General features: G+C 72.7%; 2 protein-coding genes (1 of these 2 only partly in view). Both read right to left on the bottom strand.

Annotation, left to right across the window (positions count from 1 at the left end):
- Window positions 1-22333, bottom strand: the 5' portion of a protein-coding gene (locus ACFWXQ_RS36800; protein WP_383938099.1) for a lonely Cys domain-containing protein. Its footprint begins 7628 nt before the window's first position; 22333 of the gene's 29961 nt are visible here — the first part of the coding sequence; it begins with the start codon at window positions 22331-22333; the stop codon falls past the left edge of the window.
- Window positions 22334-22681, bottom strand: a complete 348-nt coding sequence (locus ACFWXQ_RS36795) for a hypothetical protein (protein WP_383938097.1) — start codon at window positions 22679-22681, stop codon at window positions 22334-22336.

Raw genomic sequence — 22681 nt, 5'->3', positions numbered from 1 at the left:
CACTCGACCACACCTCCTCCAGGTCCGTGGTCGACGGAACTCCGGACGCCAGGGAGGCGACCGCCGCGAAGTCCTCGTACGCCGTCCGCCAGACCCGGCGCGCGGCCCGTGCCGCGACGGCGTCGAGGGCCTCGCCCCAGGGGCCGGGCCTGATCATCAACAGCCTTACGTGGTCGAGTGGTTCGAGCTTGCCGTCGCGTGCCGCGATCGCGCCGGTCAGTTCGGCTTCGAGCCTCGGCCCCTCGCCCAGCCTGACGTTCGCCGCGCCCAGCACGGCGGTGCTGATCATCTCGTCCGGCCCGAGTCGCGGCGGGTCCGCACCCAGGTCCTCGACCGTCACCAGGTCGACGGCCAGCCGCCGTTGGGCGGGAGTACGGCTGATACGCGGGACCGTCGCCGGGTGGGCTTCGGTCATCCCCTCTTCAGGCGCGAGCGCGGACTCGGCATCGGCCGGGGCTTTGTCCTTGCCCTTCCCCTCGCCCAGGCCCTCGTCTGTGCCCTTGCCCTTGCCCTCGCTTCCGGCGCCGGAGCCGTCAACTCCCTTGTCCGACGCATCAACTCCCGTACCCGGGTCCGTGCCCGGGTCCCGGTCCGTGTCGGGCGGGCCGGGCTTCACCGGGAGCGCGAGCCGGAAGCGGGGGGCCTCCCCGCCGGACAGGCTGAGGACCAGGTGCGGGGGCGGGGGGCTCGCGGAGACGTCCAGTTGTGATTGGAGGACCTGGGTGTTCCCGCCGGTTCCGGAGGCCGAACCGAAGACGTGGAAGCTCCCGTCGTCCAGGACGACCGTGACCTGGATGCCGAACGTCCTGGCCGCCAGCTCCGGCAGCAGGTCGCCCGCGGAGTGGTTCCACCCGGCCTCCTCGGCCGCGTCGCCGGGACGCGTGAGCTGCGCGGTCGCCAGTAGCTTCCGTACGTCCTCGGTCAGTTCCACGGCCGGCGAGAGCACCTTCAGCGCGTCGAACTCCTTGCGCGCCGGGGTGCCCTCCCCCAGGTCGAGCCCCGCGTCGACGAGTTCCGGCCGTTCGATCTCGGACCGCTCGAAGGTGTCGGCCCCGTCCACCGTGACGAAGGGGGTCAGCCCGCTCTCGCTCGGATCGGTCAGCCGCGCCGCCAGCGCCCTGCGCAACTGCGTCACAAGACGCTTGCGTTGTGCGGCCCGCTCCGGCGACTCCTTGGTCGTATCGATGCCCTCCTCCGAGAGCAGAGCGTCCGCCAGTTCCTCGGGCACGTCGATGCCCTGCCGCGTGAGCAGGTCGTTCCGGCCGACCTCCAACAGCCCCTTCGCCAGCGCCAGGAGGAACGTGTCGCCGTCCCTGGGCACGTCGTGCAGGGTGTACTCCAGCGGGGCCGGAGATGCGCCGGAACCAGCGGCCGAACCGGCGGCCGGGGCGACGGCGGGCGCCACGGCCGGCGCGACGAGACGCGCCTGCGCCCCCTCTCCGGTCCGCTTGTAGCGGGGCGGGACCGCCTTGGCCGGCGTCCTGACCGGCGGCGGCGCGTACGTCACCGGCGGCGGCTCGGTACGGCCCGCGAGCGTCAGCCTGCCCTCCTCGGTGGCCGCCAGCCGGTGCCAGCGGGTGAGCTGGTCGGTGGCGCGGCGCACCCGGTGGTACTCGGCCGCCAGGGTGTTCGCCGTGTCGAGCAGCTTCCTCAGTTCCTCGGGCAGCCCCGCCAGGGCGGCTTCGAGCCGTTCCAGCGTGGCCTTGGCCCTCGCCAGGTCCCCCGTCGCCTTGTCGGCCTGCCGCTGGGCCCCGTCGAGCAGCCGGGCGGCCTCCGCCCGGCCGTCGGTTCCCGGGTCGGCAGTCCCGGGGTCGGGGGTCGCCGGGTCGGCGGTACCCGGGGCAGCAGTCCCCAGGTCCGCGGTCTCGTCGGCCGCACTCGCCGTCGCACTCGTCGTCGCACTCGCCGTCGTGCTCGGGCCGGCCGGCGTGACCGTCACGTCCGTCGCGGCCGTCACGTCCGTCGCGTCCGTCGCGTCCGTCGCGTCCGTCGCCGGACTCGCCGCCTGTCTCGCCGCCTCCTTCGCCGTCTCGATCCCGGTCCGGGCCGTTTCGAGTGCCTGCTCGGCGTCGGTCAACGCGGTGCGCGCGTCGGCCTGTTCGGCCACCAGGACGGGATGGGTGCGGCGCTTCTTCCAGTACGCCTGGTCCGCCGCGACCCAGTCCCCGCTGACCTGGCTGACCGCGTCCCAGGCCTTGCCGACCCGCTCGGGGAAGTTCGTGTCGGTGATCAGCATCAGCTCGCGGGCGATGTCCTCGCGGACCCACTGGATGACGTACGCCTCGGACGTCATCGCCTGCGGGCCCGACCGGGCCCTGCTGGTGAAGGCTCCGCCGCGCAGCCGGTCGGCGGCCTTGGAGTCCCGGACGCTCCGGTGCACGTCGCCGGCGCTGAGCCAGCTGGTGGGGACGGCGAACAGGAACGAACGTCCGGTCTTCGGCTTGAGGTTGCGCGAGGTCAGGTGGTCGTCACCGACCGGCATGCCGTCGCCGTCCAGGTCGTTGGGGCCGGGGACGAAGATGCCCACCTGGTTGAGGCCCGCGCCGCCGGGAGAGTCGTACAGGAAGCCCGCGCCGAGGTTCCCGGCCTGGGTGTGCTCACTGGCCGAGGACGTGTTCGCGTTCGCGGCGTACCGCCGGAGCACCTCCAGCTTCTTGCCGTCGGCGACGGTGAGCAGCAGTGCGCCCGAGAAGTCCGGCGTGGAGCGCAGGGACAGCTGTCCGGTGTCGGTGCCCAGGAAGGACTTCTCGGTCAGCCCCGCCAGCTCGTAGCCGTCGGACTCCGTGGTGCGGGGGTAGAACGACGTGACCGCCATGTTGCTGGTGCCGTCCTCCAGCGCCTGCGCGGAGCCGGTGCCCAGCCGGGTCAGACCGCTCTTCCTGGTCCTCCTGAGGAGTGCGGTCAGGGTGGCGGCGTCCGGACCGTCCTCGGCCTCCAGTGCGGCGAGCGAGAATCCGGCGTCGTACGCCCTGGTGAGGAGCAGCTCGTTCGCGGCCCGGATGTTCTCCAGACCGACGATCCCCCGGGGGTGCATGCCGTTCTCGGGGAAGGTGAACGGCCGCTCGACGCCGTCGCCGTACCGGACGAGCAGTTCCTGCCCGGCCCTGGGCAGCGGAAGAGGCGCCGGCCGGGGTGCCCTGGCCAGGGCGGGATCCGCCCGCGGGTCCGGCGGGGACAGCGGCTCGCCGGAGCCGGACGCGTCGTCGGCCGACGGCGTCGGTTCCATCAGGCTGAGCGGGATGTGCTCGTCCAGCGTGCCGACATCGTGTTCCGCGGAGATCCGCACCTTTCCCCGGAACCGGTCGAAGGCCGTGGTCTTCCCCTTCCCGGCGGTCTCCGGGGCGGCCGGGGCGCCCGTGCTGGGGCTGTCGTCCGCCTCCAGGGTGATCCGCATCCGGTACGGGGTGGTGATCTGCGCGTGCGGTTCGGTGGACGCGGCCCGGTAGATCGTGACGGTGGTGGTCGAGTGGCTCGCCGCGACCGTCTTCCGGTGGGAGCCGCCCTCGGTGTACGTGGGTCCCGCGCCCGCGACGTACGCGTTCCCGGTGTGCACCAACTGGCTGGTGAGGATGCCCACTTCGGCCCCGGAGGAGGATTCGGAGTTGTCCTGGACGGTCTCGATGGCGCGCCGGTTCTCCTCCAGCTCGGCGCTGTGGTCGAGGCCCTGGAACTGCGGCGTCCCGGGGATCAGTTCGACCCGCGCCCTGACCCACCGGTCGCCGATCCGCACGGCGTCCCAGCCGTAGCCTCCGACGGTGACCATCGTCGAGGGTCCCGCGGACGTCATCTCCCCCTTCAGGGCGCGCGTGGCGCGGGCCGTCACCAGCTGCCGGATCCTCTCCCGGCCCGCCTCGTCGAGGCCCAGCTTCCGGATCTCCTGCTCGAACGCGAGCAGCGCGTCGGTCGGGTCCAGCGCGTTCACCGCGTACGTGCCGAAGCCGGCGCCGCGCAGCCACCGCTGCGGCGACCAGGCATGGTCGGCGTAGAGGGGGACGTCTCCCAGGCCGTCGTCGAGCAGCTTCATCCGGTGCGCGCTCTTCTCCGGCAGATGCCCGAGCAGGCCGCCGGGGGTCGTCACCTCCGTCCCGGCCGCCCCCGCGAGCCGCCGCGGCACGAGTGAACTGCCCGCCGCGGCCCGTCCGGTGCGGCCCATGCCCACCCGGCTCGTCGTCAGCGCGAACCAGTGCTTCACGTCACCGGCCACCTCGACCTGGTGGGTGAACCCCTTGCGGTTCATGTCCGCGACGACGGTCCGTACGACGTTGCGGCTGCGCGCCCCGGCCAGTGAGACGGGGTTGGCGACGACTCCGTACATGCCCATGAGCCCGTGCCCGGGGTTGTGGGCCCGGGAGTAGATCAGCTGACCACCGAAGACGAAGCTGGTGGTCCTGCTGAGCTTGCCGCCCGCCTGCCGGGTACCGCCGAGGACCATCTCGGTGTCCATGGACATCGACGGGGTGAGGGCGCTCAGGCCCTCCACCGTCGTCGCGTAACGGAAGGTCCCCCACAGCTCGCCGAAGGCCCCCTTGCCGAGGATGCCGCTGCCCGCCAGTCCGAGCGGCCCGGAGCTCTGGTCGAAGCTCGCCGTCTGGTACTGGGGTGTGAAGGTGCGGATGATGGCCTCGCGGGCGGGGGCGCCCTCCTTCACCAGTTGCCAGGCGCCCGCCGACGCCTCTTCCAGGACCTGGTCGACCGCCACGGTCAGGATGGCCGAGGGCACCACGACCAGGATCACGAACGGGTGCCGTCTGAACTCCCTGAACTGGTCCGTCCCGCGTCCGGCGAGCCGTCGCTCGGACTGCCCGTCGGGCTGCCCCTCGGACTGCTCGGCGGACTGTCCCGCGGGTTGCGCGTCCTCGCCGCCGGCGGGCAGGACGAGGTCGCCTTTCGCCAGCGCGAGCGCCCGCTTGGTGGTCATGGGCACGGCGGGCGGCTCGGGGACGGTGAAGGGGTTGAACGCCCCGTCCGCGTGCGGGTCCGTGGCGGGAGTGTGCTGGACGGGGATGCCGATCAGCACCTTCCCGGTCACCGGGCCGCCGCCCTGCGGGAAGGTCCACGCTCCTCTCGTCGTGTGGCCGAAGAGCACGTTGATCGGCTCGTCCAGCACCAGCAGCCCGGGCAGCCCCAGGCCCAGACCGCGGATCAGGCCGCGGAACCTCCAGTAGCCGCCCATGGCCGCGGTGAGCTCGAAGTCGTACTGGTACAGGTGCGTGGGCATGTTGCTCACGGACATCGGCTCGTTGGTGACCGTCGAACCGAAGGCGGTCTCCGCCTCCCACTGCCATCCCTTGCGCCCGCCCAGGGTGAGCCCGAGCGTGTTCCTGGGCAGCCCCGCTTCGTCGACGCTGTTGTCACGGCCCGAGACCGTGCCCTCGAAGCCCAGGTCCGTGGCGTTCTTCGCGCTCGTCTGACCGTCCAGGCGGTCGATGCCCTGGGCGCTGAAGCGCATCCCCTCGTCGATGTCCTTGCCCATGTACCGCCGTCCGGTCAGCGCGCCGCGCACCCAGACGTGGTAGTAGGTCTGCCCGATGCTGTCCGGATCGGTGAGCGTGATCATCAGGCCGGGCTTCGACAGGGCCGCCAGGGTGACGTCGACACTCTGCTGACCCAGCCTGCCGATGATCTGCAGGGTGTTCTGCAGTGCCGTGTGGTACTTCGCGGGATCGGACCACTGCGGCGGTACGGGCAGGCCGCGTGCCGTTTCGAGCACCTGTTGCCGCTCCTGCCGCCCCATGCCCAGCAGACGGGCGCGCCAGCCCTTCGGAGGATCGGGGGGCATGAGCTGGTCGAGCGGCGCCACCAGTCCCTTGCGCCGCTTGGCGATGGCCAGCACCAGGCCGTCGGCGAACGCGTCGAGCAGTGTGCGGCCGACGCCGTCGCTGTCGTCCTCGGTGATCCGGGTGCGCAGGCCGTCGTCGAAGGTGAACTCCTTGACCCGGTGCATGCCCAGGGTCCGCGGATTGTTCTCGGCCAGATAGGCCGGGACGTTCGGCGGGGTGCCGCTCCGCAGGATCTGGGCGGTTCCGTCGTCCCATCCGGCCAGCCGCCGCGCCTCGGAGCTGGTCATCCGGTCCAGGCTCCAGGTGAGGAACTGCTTGGGCGGTCCCGTGTCACCGACCCGCCGTACCCGGACCGACTTCACCACCAGGTACAGGGCGGTCTTCGATCCCTTGACCTGTCCCGCCGACTTGATGGTTCCGGCACCGCCGAGGCCGGCCGACCAGGTCCTGGAGTGCGCGTACTGGCCGCTCGGCCCGAGCTGGAGCCGCAGGTCGAACGGCACACCGGGCAGGTCGAGGAAGTTGTACGCGGGTCCGATCGCGGCCTGCAGCAGCAGACTCCTGCCCTCCGCGCGGCTCCGCTCGCTGCGGACCGTCGACGTGTGGATGTCCCGCATCTCGGCCATGGCCGTCTCCCCGACGAGCACGGCGGTGCGGGGTATCAGCTCCTCCACCACGAAGGCGCCCAGCGGTGACTTCCTGGCGTCGTCGGCGAACAGCGGCGGGGTGGTGATCCGGCCGCTCGCCATGATGCCGCCGTGCCGCTGGAAGCTGTCGCCGGAGAAGAACGTGTCGAGCTCGTCGTAGGCGGAGCTGCCGGGCAGCGCTCCGACGCGCAGGGCCGCCCAGTCGCGGATCACCGCCACAGGGCCGAATCCCTCGGTACGGCCGAATCGGAACTGGGAGTTCCGGTCCAGGTCGATCGTTCTCGGGATCCGGCCCGGCTTCGAGATCATCAGGACGCTGTCGGGCAGGCGCACGAGCAGTCCGTTGCGGATGCCGAAGGAGAGGAACGCGATGTCGGCGGGCTTGGGCTTGTTCTTGGGCTTGTTCCTGCCCTTGGCCCTGCTCTTGGCCTTGCCCTTGCCCGTCCCGGTCTCGGTTCCGGTGCCGGTGCCCGTCTCGGTGCCTGTGTCGATGACGGCGTCGGTGACCCGTATCTCGTAGGAGACGTCGGTCAGATACGTCCGGGAGTCGTCGAGCGTCCGGGTCTCCATCTGGTTCATCCGCTGGTTCGTCAGTACGTAGCCGATCTTGTTGATGAAGCCGATCCGGGCGGCGATACGGCCGAAGCCGCTGAACACCGCGGTGCCCGCGGGGCCGATGGGCGCGGCGAGACCGTACTGGGAGTTGGCCTGCATGCTCTTGGTCAGACCGAAGGACGCGGCGCCCCGGTGCATGCTGTCGATCTTCGAGGTGTGGCCGAAGCCGTCGTCGAACGGCACCCAGTCGGGGTGGTGGCGCGCCCTGACGTACAGGACCCGGGTCTTGCCGTTCGCGTTGACGTACGGGAACGGGCGCCCCTTGCCGTCGCTCAGCGACTTCGGCTTCTCCCGGAGCGTCTGGCCGACGTCGGCCGACAGGGTGTCTCCCTCGGCGGGCCGGGTGTCCGGCCGGCTTCCCAACTCCTTCTCGATCGCCCGCAGCGCCTGGTCGATGCCGCGCAGCACGACCGTGCTCTGCCCGAAGGTGCTGGGGCCGACGAGGAGTTCCTCGACCTCGTCCTCGGTGAGGTCTGCGGGCAGCAGCGAGGGGAGGTCGTCGACGTAGGCGGGCATGCGCCTGCCGTCCGCGAACGGGGCGCGGGCACCGCTCGTCCGCGGCGGCGGGGGGAGGTCGGGGTCCAGACGGGGCGAGCGGTCGGGGTCGGCGTCGGGATCGGGGTCGGCGTCCGGCTCGGACGACTCGCCGTCGGACGAGGTCTCCGAGGCTGCGGCGTCGAGGTCCGGCAGCGGGGCGTCCAGACCCTGCACGTCACCGCCGAGGTCCGGCATCGAGTCGTCCAGACCGGACACGTCACCGCCGAAGTCCGGCATCGGCGCCTCCAGGCCCGACACCTCGCCACCGAGATCCGGCATCGAGGCGTCCAGCCCCGACACCTCACCGCCGAAGTCCGGCATCAGGGCGTCGAGGCCCTCGACCGGAGCGTCGAGCGCGGGAACCGGGGCGTGCTTCGGGGCCGGAGCGGAGGTGGATGCGGAAGCGGATGCGGAGGCGGCGGCTGCCGTGGGCGCGAGGGGGCTCGTGGACGGGGCGAGGGTGACTCCGGTGACCTCGTCGTCGGCCGCCGGGACCTCGGCGCCGGGTACGAGCAGATCGCGTGGCCTCAGAACCCCCCAGTCGTCGGCCGCCGGACGTCCCGGCACGGTGGGGATCACGGAGAAGGCAGACCGGCCCGACTGGACGTTTCGAACCATCCCCACGTCGCCCCGTGAAGCCCAAACGCCCCGACCGGTCGCCGCGCTGATGACGGCCCGCGGATCGGCGTTCGCGGCCGAACCGCCGGCCGGGCCCGCTGCCGCCGGTCCGGCGGTCGGCTCCGTCACCGCCCTGGGTATGGCGAGGACGATGTCGACGTTCAGTGCCCGGTCGGACAGCACCGGGTCGCGGGACAGGAGTTCGGCGACCTCGTCGTACGGCACCCGGCCGCTGAAGCCCCCGGGCAGGGTCATGAGCACGTGGTCCGAACCGCCCGCCGCCCGGACCATGTACGACGCCGGCCGGCCGGGACCGCTCCATGCCGCGTTCTCGGTGCCCGTCGGGTGGTAACCGCCGTCCTGCTTCGGGGTGGTGACGACGACACGGGCCGGGTCGCTCACCGTCATGTCCGGCTCGGGCCGCACCCAGTTGCGGCCGACCGGCACGCCGGTGGCGTCGAGCATGCGGGTTTCCGGGTCGAAGGCTCCCAGCAGTTCGAGGTGGAAGGCGGCCAGCTCGGTCGGGTTGTCCAGGTCCCGGCCGACGGCGGCCGCCTGGGCGGCCAGCCGGAGCAGCTCGGGACGCCGGGCCGGGTCCGGCTGGTCCAGATGGAGCACCTTGGCGGTGAGGGCGTCCAGGTCCGGGGTCCGGCTCTGCCATTCGAGGGCCTTCACCGTCGCCCAGAACAGCCGTGACCGCTCGGGCTCCCCGACGGCCGCCGCGCCGCCCTCCAGGCGCAGGATCTCGGCGGCCTCGGCGGCCAGGTCCGCGAGACCGCCCAGCCGCTCGGCGGTGGCGACGACATGCGGCAGGTCGAGGAACGTGGTGAGGGTGGTGCCGGGCTGCTGGGCCGCCGCCCCGGCGGCTCTGAGCAGCAGATCGCGGTAGGCGGGCTCGACCACCCCGGCCGCGGCCTTGAGGTCCACGCCGGCGGCACGCTCGAACAGGTCCATGGTGAACGGCCCGAAGCCGCGGAGCAGCGCGTCGTTGTCGCGCATGGTCTCCAGCGCGCCGATGCCGTTCAGCAGGTCCCGGTAGTCGCTCTCGTCCTCGACGGCCGCCCCGAAGGCCAGGCGCAGCGCGCGCACCAGCCGCAGCGCCCGGTCACGGGTCGCGTCCGGAACGGGCCCTGGGCCCTGGTGCAGGCCGGCATCACGGGCGATGTCGTCGAGCGCGTCACCGTGGGGCTCCGGCCGGTGCTCCACCCACCTGCCGCGCCGTCCGTGCACATCGGTGCGCGAGGTGTGGACCCATTTCCCCTTGCGCGTCCGCCCGATTCCGACGAAACGCGTGCCTCCGTACACCACACGCCCGGTCTCGTTCGCCACGTGCTGGGCGTCGCTGACGGTCGACAGCGGATCGGGCACGAAGGGGTCGCGCACATCCCCGCGAACGCGGACCACTCCCTTGGGCGTGGCCAGCCAGCACGCCTCCATCACCACGGCGTGTTCCCGGGGGAGTTGCGCCAGGCTCGCCCGCCGCTTGAGCAGACCACCGGTCTGCCGGCCCCCGGTGACCTCGACCCTGCCGTCCTCCAGCGGCAGATGGATCTCGTCCGGCCAGGCGTGCGCGGCGAAGAGGTAGAAGGGCTTTCCCGCGAACGGAACCGGCTTGTCGTCCCTGGTCCAGACGTCGGTTGCCGGGTTCCGGTGCCAGAGCTCCGTCGCCTCCGCCGCATGCCGCCATTGCTCCACCATCTTCGGGGCCTCGGCCTTGCTGAACACACCTCTGCCGATCGGTCCGCTGTCGGTGACGACGGTGTACGTCAGCAGCTCGCGCTCCCAGCCGGGGGCGCCCTCGGTCTCGGCGGGGTCGAGCACCTGGCCGGGGGTGCTGCGGATCCAGTCGGAGCGCACCAGCCCCGGACCGGACGGCAGGGAGACGGTGTGCGGGAGGGACGGGTCCTGGCGCGGATGCACCATCAGCGCACCCGTGACCGACCAGGTGTCCCGGCCGGTCCGGTCGGCCGCCCGGCGCGGCAGCTCCAGACCCCGGGCACCCGCACCGGGAATCAGCAGTACGACGGGGACGTCCGGCGGGAGCCCGGCCAACTCCGGATCGAGGGCCAGCAGTTCGGCGAACACATCGATCGGCACCCGGCGCGGAGCCCCGTCGAAGCCGCGCACCACGACGTGCCGGTGATCGCCGTCCGCCACCACCACGTACGGCTCCGGGCCGCCGGGTCGATGCCAGGGGGCCGTGCCCTCTGCGAGCGTCGTCAGGTTCACGTCCAGGTTCGCGGCGCCGGTCCAGTTGCGGCCCCGGACGGCACCGCCGGGAGCGGTGATGGCACGGCGGCGGGACAGCACGCCCCGAAGCCTGAGATGGAACGCGGCCAGGACGGCCGGGCTGTCGGCCGATTCCATCGCCTCGTCCATCGCCACCCGGAACAGCTCGCCGTGCCGGGCGCCGGTCACCGGACCGAACGCGTCCAGGCCGAGCACCCGGCGGGTCAGGGCATCCAGGTCGAGCGGGCCGTCCCGCAGACGGGGATCGGCCTGCCGCAGCCGGTCGAGCCGCCCGATGGCCTCTCGGAGGGCGGGGTAGAGGCGCTTCGACCCGATGTCGGAGCCGAAGACGCCCTCCAGCAACGCGTGGTGGATCTCCTCGGTGGTGGGGGCCGGCTCGGGAGGGCCGTCCATGGGCTCGTCGACGGACGCCGCGTCATCGTTGTCGTCGCCGTCCTCCCAGTCCATCATCATGTCGATCGAGTCGGGGGAACTGGGCGGAGCCGGGGAACCGACAGGGAGTTCGGCCGGGGCCGGGGCGCTGAAGGTGACCTCGTCGACGATGTCCGGCGGCGGCTGCCGGGAACCGGCGGCACCGGACGCCGACGGGGCGTCGCCGGACGCACCTGCGGCCGCCTCGGTGTCCTCTTCGGAGGCTGCCGTCACGCTCCGGCGCATCGTGTCGAGCGCCTGGGCGATGTCCTCCCAGGTCGGCGTCGGAAGAACGATGTCGTCGGTGTCGTCCGTGTCGTCGACGGCCGTGTCCGGCGCGGGGGGCCCGCCGGAGTACGTGGCCGGTGCCGGGCCCTGCGGGGCGGGGCCGGAACCGTTGGCGAACCCCGGCAGCACGTCCCGGGGGAGGGTCGCCTGCCACAGCCCGGCCGGGGGCTGCTCCGGTCCGCCCGGCCGCACGCGCTGCACCGTGCCGATCACGGTGCTCGGGCCCATCGGAAGGAGCTTCGAGAAACCGTCGTAGGACCAGCTCTTACGGCCCGTCGCCCTGGTCACAGCGGTGCGGAGGCCGTCCGTCGCCATGACCGGGCCGGTGAACGCGACGTCCGTCTCCAGGTCCTCCGTGCGGAACAGGGGGTCATGGGAGACCAGTACGGCGAACTCCTCCTCGGGCACCGTCCGCAGCACTCCGTCGCCGAAGTCCCCGACGACGTGTCCGGGCCGCGGTGAGCCGGGCAGGTTCAGGACGAGCGGCGGCCTGGTGCCGGGCGTCTGCCACGGTCCGTCGTACGGGCCGGTGCCACGGAGGTCGCCGCCCTCCGGAGTGGAGGCGTATCCCTGGACGGGGCCCGGGGCGAGGTACAGGGGCTGCGCCCCGCTCACATAGCTCCGGCCCGCCCCCGCGGAGCCGTCGGCTCTGGAGATGAGCGTCTTCGGGTCGTAGGCGCCCAGCGTCTTCAGGTGGAAGGCGGCCAGGTCGGTGAGGTCGTGGAGGTCGCGCCCCTCGGCGGCGGCCCGGGTCGCCAGCCGGATCACGGCGTCCCAGTCGTCCATGGTGGGCCGGTGCCCGTCCGGCAGGTGGAGGGCCCGCAGGGCGGCGGAGTCGAGGTCGACACCGCTGTCCAGCCACTCGGCGACCTTGACGTCCGCCCAGAACATGTCGGAACGCTCGTCCTCGTCCACCGCCGGACGGCCGGGAGGCAGGCCCAGCACCTCGGCCGTGTGCGCGGTGAACCGGTCGTGCCGGTGTGCATCGTGCAGTCGCTGCGCCGTCGCCCGCAGGTCGCCGAGCCCGGGGTGGTCGGTGACGCGGGGCACGCCCTCCGGGTCGTTCACCGCGTCGGCCGCCCACACCAGCAGGTTCCGGTAGTCCCTGTCGTCCGGCGGGCCTTCGTCGGTGGTCGCCCCGCCCGCCTCGGAACCCGTATCGGAACCCGACTCGGAGCCTTCGGGCCCTTCGGAGCCCGAGTCGTCGTCGGTGTCCTCGGCAGCGGGGTGGTCCCGTTCCGCGCGGGCCGCGCGCTCGAACAGCCCGAGATGGAAGGGACCGAAGGGGGCCAGCAGCGGATCGGCCTGCCGCATCCGCTCAAGGGCGCCGATGCCCTGCAGCAGTTCCCTGTAGCCGGCCGTGCCGTCGATGTCCTGGCCGAAGACCTGCCGCAGCGCGTACCCAAGCCGCCGGGTGGTCTCGCGCACCTCGTCGGTGGCCGGGCCGTCCCCGCTGTGCAGGCCGGCGACGCGTGCCCGGGTGTCCAGCTCCTCCCCGAGCGGCTCCGGTTCCAGGTCCACCCAGAAGTCGGGCCCGCCGCCCCGGCCGTGGATGTCTGTGACGGCGAGGAAGACGTGCCAGGTGATGCCGCCGCGGCTCCGGCGCTGGATGCAGACAACCCGCCTGCGGGCGCGGACCTTCACCCCGAGCCGGTTGGCGTGCTCCTGGCCCACCGGGCGCATCGCGGGCCGCAGCACGTCCGCGACGAACGGGAGCGGGGATCCGTAGTTCACTTCGACGGTCGAGCCCGGCGAGGCGCTCCAGCAGACGATGTCGTCGACCCAGGCCTGGGCTCCGCGGCTCTCCAGCAGGTCCTGCACGCTCGCCCGGCGCCCGAGCCACTCGGCGTGCTCCCTGCCCGACAGGAGTTCGTGGCCACCGTTCGTCAGCGCGACCTCCATGCGGCCCGGAGAGCCGTGGCCCGCGTAGTGGTAGGCCGCGCCGGCGGGACCCGAGTGCGGGAGGCGGAACTCCGACCCGTACTGACGCGTCGCCGGGTTGTACTCCACGTAGGTCGTGATGTCGCCGAGGTGGCGCAGGCCGCCCTCCCTGTCCGCCAGATGGGCGGCGGACAGCGACGCACGGCCGTAGGACTCGCCCTGTTCGTCGGCGAGGGGATGGCTGACGATCCGGCGGTCCTGCTCCGACACGCCGTCGACGGGCCGGAGCGTCGGCCGGGGGCGGCTGAGGATCCAGAACCCGTACGCGCGTGGCTCGGGGCCCGGCTCCTCGATCAGGGCGATGGTGTGCGAGGAGGACTCGTCCGGGGCCGCCACGTCCGGGACGCCACTGGCCGAGTAGACGTCCCGCCGGACACGGTGGGCCACGCGGCGCGGCAGGTCGACGTAGCCGCCGCCGGCCCGGTCGACGACCAGCAGGCTCGGAACGTGCGGCGGCGCGCCGGCCAGGACCGGGTCGAGAGCCATCAGTTCGACGAAGACCGAGGCGGGCACGGAGTGCGATGTGCCGGCGCGGTCCCGCACCTGAACATGGTCCTGGTCACCGGTGGCGATGACGACGTGCGGCGGGTGACTCCCGGTCGCGGGCCGCCAGGGGGCGGGGCCCATGGAGCGCTCACCCCTGCTGCCGTCCGGGTTCAGGCGCTGGACCCCGACCTCGGCCAGGTTCAGGCCCGAGATCTGCTGCGGCCCCCAGTTCCATCCGTACGCCGTGCCCTCCGCGGTGGTGAGCGCGAACCCGTTGTCGAAGACACCCAGGTTCCTGAGGCGGACCGCCGCCACCGTGTCCAGGCCGGCCGCCTGTCCCACGTCGGGGTCCGTCACCGCGGCGAAGAGCTCCGCATACGCACCGGGTCCCACCGCCGTGCCGGGAGCCGACCCCAGCACCTGGCGGGCCACCGCTTCCAGGTCGAATGCACCCTGGTCCGGCACCGGTTCGCCCGCCCGGAGCGCGTCGAGCCGCGAGGCGGCCCGGTACAGGACCGGGTAGTCGGACCGGGCCACCACGTCGGGGCCGAAGGCGAGCGCCAGCTGGTCGTGGACGGGGTCGGTGGCCGGTCCGGCGTCGGCCTCCATGTCCATGTCCGTGTCCATGTCCGTGTCCATGTCCATGTCCGTGGCGGACGTTCCCGGGCCCGCGTCGACCGCTTGCGCGGCGCCCGCGTACGGGGCGATCGGACCCGTGTCGGACTTCGGCAGGCCGTAGGCCGTGTCGGCCGGGCGGAGACCCTGCCTCGTCGGGTGCTCCGCGGCCGTCGGCGCCGGGAGGCCGGGCGAGTTGTCGCCCACGGACCCCGCGAAGTCGTCGGGGCCGCTGTCGCCGATGGACCGTGCGGGGTCGTCCGTGCGGCCGTAGGTCTGGGTCGTGCTGCCGGCCGGTGGCGGGGCCGAGACGCGTTCTGTGGCGTTGGCGGCCGCCTTGACCGCCTTCAGTGCTGTTTGCGGGTCGGCGGGGGGCACTTCGATCGCCCGGAGCGCGTCGTACGGGTTGCCGTCGCGGTCGGTCATCTCGCCGTGCGACTTCACCAGCAGGTCCGTCGGCACCGCGTACCGGATCTGCTTGCGGCTCGGGTCGGCCGCGAGAGCGGTGTGGTCGCGCGCGGAGGACTTCTCGACCATGACCACGACCCGGCGGGCCCCCTCCGGGACCGGTCCGAGGGCGGCCAGGGCGGACTCCGGATCCGGCGCGACCTGCTGCAACTGCCGTACGTTCAGCTCTGTCAGGCTCTCCGCGTCGGCTTCGGCCGGGGCCGCGAAGGCCAGGAACACCGGCCGGCCGACCGGCGGCAGTTCCGCCAGCCCCTCCGCCGCCAGGCCCACGTACGCGGGGATAAGCGACGACAGACCCTGGGTCAACCCGGGGGCCATGGCGTGCACTTCGTCGCGGATCCGGCCGAACAGGGCGCTGTCCGGGTCCGTTTCCTCCGCCTCCTCGACCAGCGCGTTCAAGGCCGGCTGCGACAGCATCGGCGGAACGGCCGACTCGCCTTCGGCCAGCGCCGTGTCCATCGCCCGCCGTACCAACGGCTCCAGCACCGCCGGGCGTTCGGCGGCGGGCAGGTCCTCGATCCCCGACTCCAGCAGCGAACGGTTCGAGTCGAGGCTCAGCGCGTACAGCGCACTCACATGGGCCGGGTCGAGCCGGGCCAGGGGAGAGTCCTCGCCGTCCCAGCCACGGGCCGCGGCATGCCTCGCCGCCCAGCTGTCCGCGCCGAGACGGGACCCGGCACCGGCCGGGACGGGCGGGAGGTCCTCGGCCTCCGACAGGGTCCGCACGGCCTCCGACAACCCGTCCGGCACCTGGACACCGCCGGCCGTCTGCGAGTCCGATGCCATGAACCCCGCGTACAGCTGCCGGTGCGGCGGACGCAGCAGGTTCGCGAACTCCCCGGGAGGCAGCCCCTCGCGCGGCGCGAACATGGTGTCGGCCAGCCCGTACAGATGCACCTGGCCACCGGCGAGCGCCGCGGTGAGCGCGCCCTGGTTCGCGCTCATCGCGGACGTCTCCAGATCGCTGACAAGCGCGGCGAGGGAATAACCCCGCAACAGCCCCCAGCCGAACACGGCCTTCACGAACGACGGGAAGCGGTCGCTGGGCAGTCCCAGGTCCGCGTACATCCGGTACATCGTCCGCGTACTCAGCGCCCTGCCCTGGTTCACCCTGATCCCGCGCCAGGCACGAAGCTGCCGCACCGCGGCTTCGTCGGCGGCCAGTTGGAACAGCGCCCCGGGATACCTGGTGGCCGCCGCGTGCGCGACAACGGCCATCAGCTCGTCCGGGCCTCTCGGATCGGCCGGGCCGCTCGGACCGGCCGGTGCCCCCGGTCCGCCGGCGGCGGCCAGCGCCGTCACGGCCTCCCGCAGGACGTCGTGCGCCGCCGGATCGTCCGACAGGCGCTCGCCCAGCGCCTCCTCGTAGTCCGCCGAGATCTCGTCCCACTGCTGCGGGTCGGTGCCATAGCGTGCCGCCTGGCCGGCGAAGTACGGATCGGCCGGGTTCGCCGGTACGGCCGAATCCCGCGTGTCCCGCGCCCGGAAGGGCACGACCTGCGGTTCGGCCGCCCCCCAGCCGGGGTCCAGCCGGAGATCCGGGGTGGCCGCAGTGGTGGTGACGGTCGTGTTCGCCGCGTGGGTGACGCGCTGCGCGGGCTGCTGATCGGCCGACAACTGCGCCGCCGAGACCCCGGCGGGAGATCCGGCGCCCGCCGAGCAGAGAACCAGCAGCATCGGCAGATAGGGAGGTATCTTCGCCGCCGCCGACCACTGTGCGGTCATGCTGCCGTCCTGCGAACCGCTCACGGCCTTCGGGCCGAAACGCCCCGGCACCATGACGGAGTGCCGGGTGCCGTGCGCGGACCTGACGACGAACCCGGGCGGCCCGGAGACCGACATCACCGGCAGCTGCCAGTCGTGGCGCGCGCCGGTCGTCTTCGTGCGCTCGTCGTAGACCCTGTAGCCGCTCAGGGCCGGGAGTCCGGAGTGCGCCGGAGCACTGAGGCTGGTGATGCCGATCAGGTCGCCGGACTCCGAGTACAGGTCCTTGACCAGGATCTCGTTGTTCCACGGGGTCTCCGACAACGCCCGCGGCACCTCGGTGGCGATCAGATGCGCGTACCACTGGCCGGTCCTCGCGTCCGTCGCGACACCGGACATGCCGTTCCTCGTACGGACGGGAGACGGCGACTGCACCGCATGGGTGCCCGGAGTCCGTGAGAAGAGCGATGTCTTGCGCAGCGACACCGGGTTCCTGATCTCCACCAGCATCGGGTGCCCTGCCCCCGGCCGCGCCTGCCGCACCAGTTCCCGCAGTTTCGCGAGAGCGGCGTCGCGGTTCGACATTCCCATGTCGAACGGCGGGAGTTCCATCTCCGCGCCCTCGGCCGCGAAGGGCTTCTGCTCCGCGGACAGCGGGCCGGGCGCGATCATCGGGAACCACATGGAGCCCCCGTCCGCGGGCTCGGCCTGCAGCAGGTCCAGCGCCTCCTCGGCCATCGCCGCGTGCCCGCGCACCTCGGCGAGAAGCCGCTCGTCGACACCACGGGCGAAGGCCTCGACCGCCGCCCTCACGTCCGCCGCGGTTCCGGGCCGGTCGACCACGTCGCGGATACGGGGATCGCGCAGCATCAGCAGCGGCCACGACGACCGGTCCCCGGGCCTGCCCTGCTGCCCCGCAGCGACGACGAGTGCCCGCAGCCGGTCCACGGTGAGCCCCGGCACGAAGACCCGCGCGTCAGGACCCGAGGCCAGCGTCAGCGCCATGGCGTGCCCGCGCTTCAGGAACCTCACCGCGTACGCGGCCCCCGGATTGCGCAGCAGATCACGCCAGGCCTCCCGGCGCTCCCGCCACATATCCGCCCCCGAAGCGGGGTCGGCGTGGTGGCTCAGCCCGTACCCCAGTACGTCGAGGGGGTTCACCCAGTCGCCCTGCCCGGTGATCTCCCCGGCCAGCAGCGCCTCCGTCGCCCGCGCGTACGCCTCCACATGCGGCGGCTGCTCCAGCACGGCCCGGATCGTCCGGTCGCCCGCCAGCGCCCCGCGGGCCAGCCCTTCCAACGGGGCCAGCACGCCGTGGATCCACCCGTGCACCCGGGACAGGTCGGTCAGCCAGGGATCGGGCTCCATCTGCCCGTCCCACGCCCCGGCCCGGCGGGAGACGTCCAGGAACCACTCCCACGGCAGCGCGTCCGGACGTGACAGATGCCATGCCGCCAACGCGTCCCGGAACTCACGCACCTCGTCGCCCGGGAACCGCAGCCCCTGGTGGAGCATGAGCATGAACTCGATCTGCCGGGCCTGATCGAGCTGCCCGGCCGTCAGCCGGCCGGACCCCCGGTACCCGCGCGCCTCCATCGCGGCATCCCACTCGGCGCCCCGCCCCGTCACACCGGCCGGCGGCGTCAGCCCCAACTCCCGGGCGTACCAGGCCCCGACCCGCTCCAGTGCCTCCATCAGCTCGTCGAACGGCGCCCGGTCCACAGAGCTGAGCAGGCGCTCGTACGCACTGCTGGTGTCGAACCCGTCGAGCGACCGCCGGCCGAACAACGCCATCTGGACGGATGCCGCGCGGTCTCTGTCGCCGCCGAACCGTCTCCGGGCGTCGTCGATCAGCTGCGAGAGTGCCTGGCGCGCGTACTCGTGCACCCGCGCGTCGGCCGCCATCGCAACGGCGGCCGCCCGCCCGTACTCCGCCGACCGCGCCGCGTACGCGCCCCGTATCCCGGGCGGCCCGGCGAAGAACTCCGGAAACCTCGGCTCGTGGACGGAGCGGGGCGCCGAGGCGGTGGTGGGTGCGGGTGCGGGTGCCGCGGAGTGTGCGGCGGGCGGCCGGCCCTCGCCCGGTGGCGCCGCCAGTGCCGCGACCGGAGCCGCCGTGAACGCGGTACTACCGCCGAGGCCCCGGTTCCAGAAGGCGGCGACGGCGCTGCTCTCGACCGCGACCCGACGCGATGCGGCCTGGCTCCGGCCGCTCTGCTTCCGGCCGCTCTGCTTCCGGCCGCGCGGCTCCCGGCCGCTCTGCTCGCCGGCGGTCGCGGACACGGGTGCGTACACGAGTGCGGGTGCAGGTGCGGGTACGGGCGCGGATGCGGGCGCAGGCACGGGTGCGGGCGCGGGGTCATGAGGCTTCGGTCGGTAGGTGTTCTCCGCCGGGTTCCACAGGCCGCGAAATCCCTCGTAGAGCCGGTTCTCGGCCCGGGTCCGCCCGACCGGGTTCGCGGCGCCGGTACCCGGTTCGGTGCCGTACAGCCGCTCCAGGAGCGGCAGCAGCGTCTTCTCCTGCTTCCGCGCCCAGCGGGCCCCGTTCTTCCGCCTCCGGCCGGTGTACGGGTCCCGCCCCTTGTTCGTACCGAGGTAGGCGTTGGTGGCCTGGGCGAAGTACTCGTACTCGTTCCGGGACGAGTAGTTGCGGCTGTCCTTGTCCTGGCGGTCCGGGCCGTACAGCGGGCCGTCCGGCCACTGCACCTTGGTACCCCGGGCCACCTTCTCGGCGTACGCCCGCCCGATCAGCTCCCGGTCGGAGTCGCTCAGCCCGTGCGCATGGATCATGTGCGCGAACTCGTGGACGGTGGTGGAGTACCCGTCCGCGAACCGGCCCGCCCGCGGCACGTTCGTGGTCTCGCCGAGGAGGTTCTCCTCCGTGATCGCCATCGACGTGTCATCGGTCAGTGTGACCCCCCGAACGCCGTCCCACTTCCGGCCGTTCTGCCCGGCGATCTCCTGCCCCGCCAGATGGCGGAACGGCGACAGCGAGGTCATCGCCTCGTTCCTGGGCACCACGACCGCCCTGCTGCCCGCCTTGAGCAGCTTCGCGGCCACGACCGGGTCGGCCAGCATCCGCGCCAGCGTCCGCTGCGCCTCGTGCCGCGCCGACACCGGCTGATCCACCCCGCCCGGCACCTGCACCAGCAACTCCGCGGCCACCGAGGCGAACTCCGCGGCCGGCAGGCTGGTGCGCAACGCGTCCACCAGCGCGGCGTCCTTCGCCAGCCGCTCACGCTCGTCGACGCCCAGGAACTCCGCGCCCGCCGACCGCCAGACCCGCCGCGCCGTGCCGGCCGCGACGGCGTCGAGCGCGGGCGGCCAGGAGTCGAGCCGCACCATCGACTGCCGCACCTCGTCGAGCGATCCCGGCCCGCGTCCGTCCGCCGCCAGGTCCTCCGCCGGCAGATCCTCCGCGGTCACGTGCCGTGCGATCCACTGGCGTACGGCGTCGTCGCGCCGGACGCCGGACACCGGCTCCGCGCTGCCCAGACCGCGCCGGTTCTCCGGGTCGCCGCCCGGGAGCTCTGCCATGGCCGCGGCGGTGGTCGGAGCGGTGGGAGCCTGTGTGTCGCCGGTCGGGAAGGCCGGCGCGGCTTCGGACTCCGTCCGTACGGGCCGGAACGGCAGCGGGTCGTCCGAGTCGGTCTCCGGCACCGACGAACGCTCGGCGGACTCCTCCGGGGAGAGGGGCGTACGGGAGTCGGGGGCGGCCGCGTCCGGGGGCGACGACTCGCCGGAATCGGCCTGGCCGTCCTCGGCGCGGGCGTCGGCCACGACGGCCTCACCGGAATCGGCGTGGGCCCGCTGCTGCGGACCGCCGACGGGGGTTCCCGCGGGACCACCGGCAGGGGTGCCCGCGTGACCGCCCGCAGGGCCGCCCACAGGGGTTCCCACGGCGGCCGGGAACGGCGACAGCGAGCCCTCGACGGTGCCGTCGGCCGCCGCCGGACCGGCCACGGAACCGTCCTGTGCGGAACCGACCGGCGCGGAACCGACCGGAACAGAGCCGACCGGCGCGGTGAGGTCCGGGGCCCCGAGGTCCGGTGTCTGCCGGCCCGCGGGGCCTCCGTCCGCGGTCACCGTGTCGCGGTCCCGGTCCGTGGTCACCGCTTCGGTGTCGGGCCCGGCCGCGTCCTCCTCGTACGGCGTGAGGTTCTCGTCGTCGGACGTCCGCTCTCGTACGGCCTCCTGCGCGCCGGGGCCGTTGACGCCCGCGCCCGGCCGGCCGGTGGGCGACTCGGCGGGGTCCGTGTCCGGTGGGGCCGACTGCTCGTCGTCGGTGAGGAGGTTGTCGGGGTCCTGGTACGCGGAGGAGGCGGCCGGGGTGTACGACGGTGTGGGGGCGGCGGAGCCCACGGTGGTGGGGAGGTTCGGCAGGCCGCCGACGGACGGGGCGCCGCCGGGGAGCGCCGTCTCCGGCGGGTTGAGCGTGGAGAAGACGGACTCGCTGCTCGGCGTCCCCGAAAGGGGCGGCGCGGTCTCGTCGACGGCGGGGTCCGGGACCGAGCCGGCCCCGTCGTTCTCCGCGCCGGGCCCCGAGGAGTCGTACAGGTTCGAGGAGCCGTAGGAGTACGGCGGTTTGGCCCCGCCGCTCACTCCCGTGCCGCCCGCCCCCGGGCCCATCGCTCCGCCCGGGTACGCACCGGTGCCGCCGTTGGTCTCCGCGCCCTGCGGCCCGTACGTGTCGAGGTCGTCGCCGTAGTCCGAAACGGACCAGGTGTCGCTGACATCGCGGACATCGCTGAAAACCGACGCGTCGTCTCTGACATCGCTGAAGACCGACTCGTTGTCGTCGAAGGCATCGGTGCCATGAGTGCCATTGGCGGCATAGGGCGACGGGCCCATTCCGTAGCCGCTCGCGGGGTCAAAGAGGTTGGCGTTCAGATCGGGGCCGGAGTCGGCGGTCGGCAGAGGGGCCGGCGGGTCGTAGTCGACCCCGCCGCCGTTCCCGGCCCCCTTTCCGTCCAGGCCCCCGTTCCCGCTCCCCGCACCGCCGTTGAGCTGATCGGTGTTTCCCAGGCCGAGGTCGGGATTCTTGAAGAACTGGTTGTGCAGCCACTTTCCGCCGCCCTCTGCGACATCGGAGGCGACCTCGAACATGGCACCGCTGGTTCCGGCACTCACGAACGTGGCGGGATTGATGGTGAACGTGCCCTCGTAGAAGAACTTCGTGAACGCTTCCGCGAAGGTTTCGGCCTGGCCCTCGTTGACGAAGGCGAGGGGGACCTCGAAGACCTCTTTCCATCCCCGATTGTTCTTGAAGAAGTTCTTCATCCACGGATCGGCCACCTGGGAGAAAATCCCGCTGAAGGCCCCCGCCAGCGCCCCCAGCACCGCCGACTGCCCGATGTCCGACCAGTCGAAGTCGTCCCGCCGCCGGTCGTCCTCGTCCGGCGCGGTCATCGAGACGATCTGCGCGGCGAACGTGACGAACGCCTCCTGGATGGCTTCCAGGATCGCCGAGAGCGGAGTCGGGACGGCGTGTCCCATCCGCTGCACGATCAGCAGTATGGCCAGCGCCGTACGCGACCGGGCCACGGCTATCTCGGTCAGCGACGTACCGCCGGTGAACACCGCGAGCACGGCGAGCGCGGCCAGTTCGAGTTTCATCATGATGAACTCGATGAGGATCTGGTACTTGCCCTCCGCGAGCTGCATCGAACGGTCCACGTTCCGGCGGCCGATGGCCCGCAGCTCCTTGGCGAAATCCGCGAGATGGTTCTGGCCTCCGTCGTCGACGAAGGTCTTCAGCGCGGCGACGAACTCCTTGGCGATCCCCGCCGGAAGCGCGTTTCCGGCTTCGGCGATCGCGGCCATCATCGCCTCGGAGAAGGCACCGATCTTCTCGGCCAGCCGGATATAAGGATTGCGGCTGCTGTAGCCCTTGTCCTCATCACCGCTGGCGACCTCGGCGCCCAGCCACCACCTGATGAACTCCCGCAGCTCGGGAGAGAAGTTGACCGACATCTAGCGACGCGTTTCGCTTTCCGCGCTCTGCGACTCGATGTCCTCCATCGCGAGGTTCTGGGGCCTCTGCACGTTCTGCGCCTCCTGGACGACCGCGGCGGCCAGAGACAGATATCCGTTGGCGATGTCTCCCAGCGTCTTGAGCACCTGGTCCCGCTCCTCCCGGGCCTGCGCACCGACCCGGTCGGCGAAGAGGTCGCCGTCGCCCTCCACGCCCCAGCAGCCGTCGTACTCGGAGACTGCACTCTCGAAAGCGGGCACCATCGCCCCGGCGAGACGGGCCCCTTCACCGATGCCTCCCGAACTCGCCACGATCGCGGGCATGTTGGCCGAGTAGTCGTCACCCAT

The organism is Streptomyces sp. NPDC058697 (genome assembly GCF_042715345.1).
Classification (GTDB): Bacteria; Actinomycetota; Actinomycetes; order Streptomycetales; family Streptomycetaceae; genus Streptomyces; species Streptomyces liliifuscus.
The sequence above is the reverse complement of the archived record's forward strand: the minus strand, read 5'-3'. Positions and strand labels throughout refer to the sequence as shown.

Bases quoted from the DNA above. Each gene is read 5' to 3' on its own strand.
- ACFWXQ_RS36795 (WP_383938097.1), bottom strand. From the start codon at position 22,681: ATGGGTGACGACTACTCGGCCAACATGCCCGCGATCGTGGCGAGTTCG.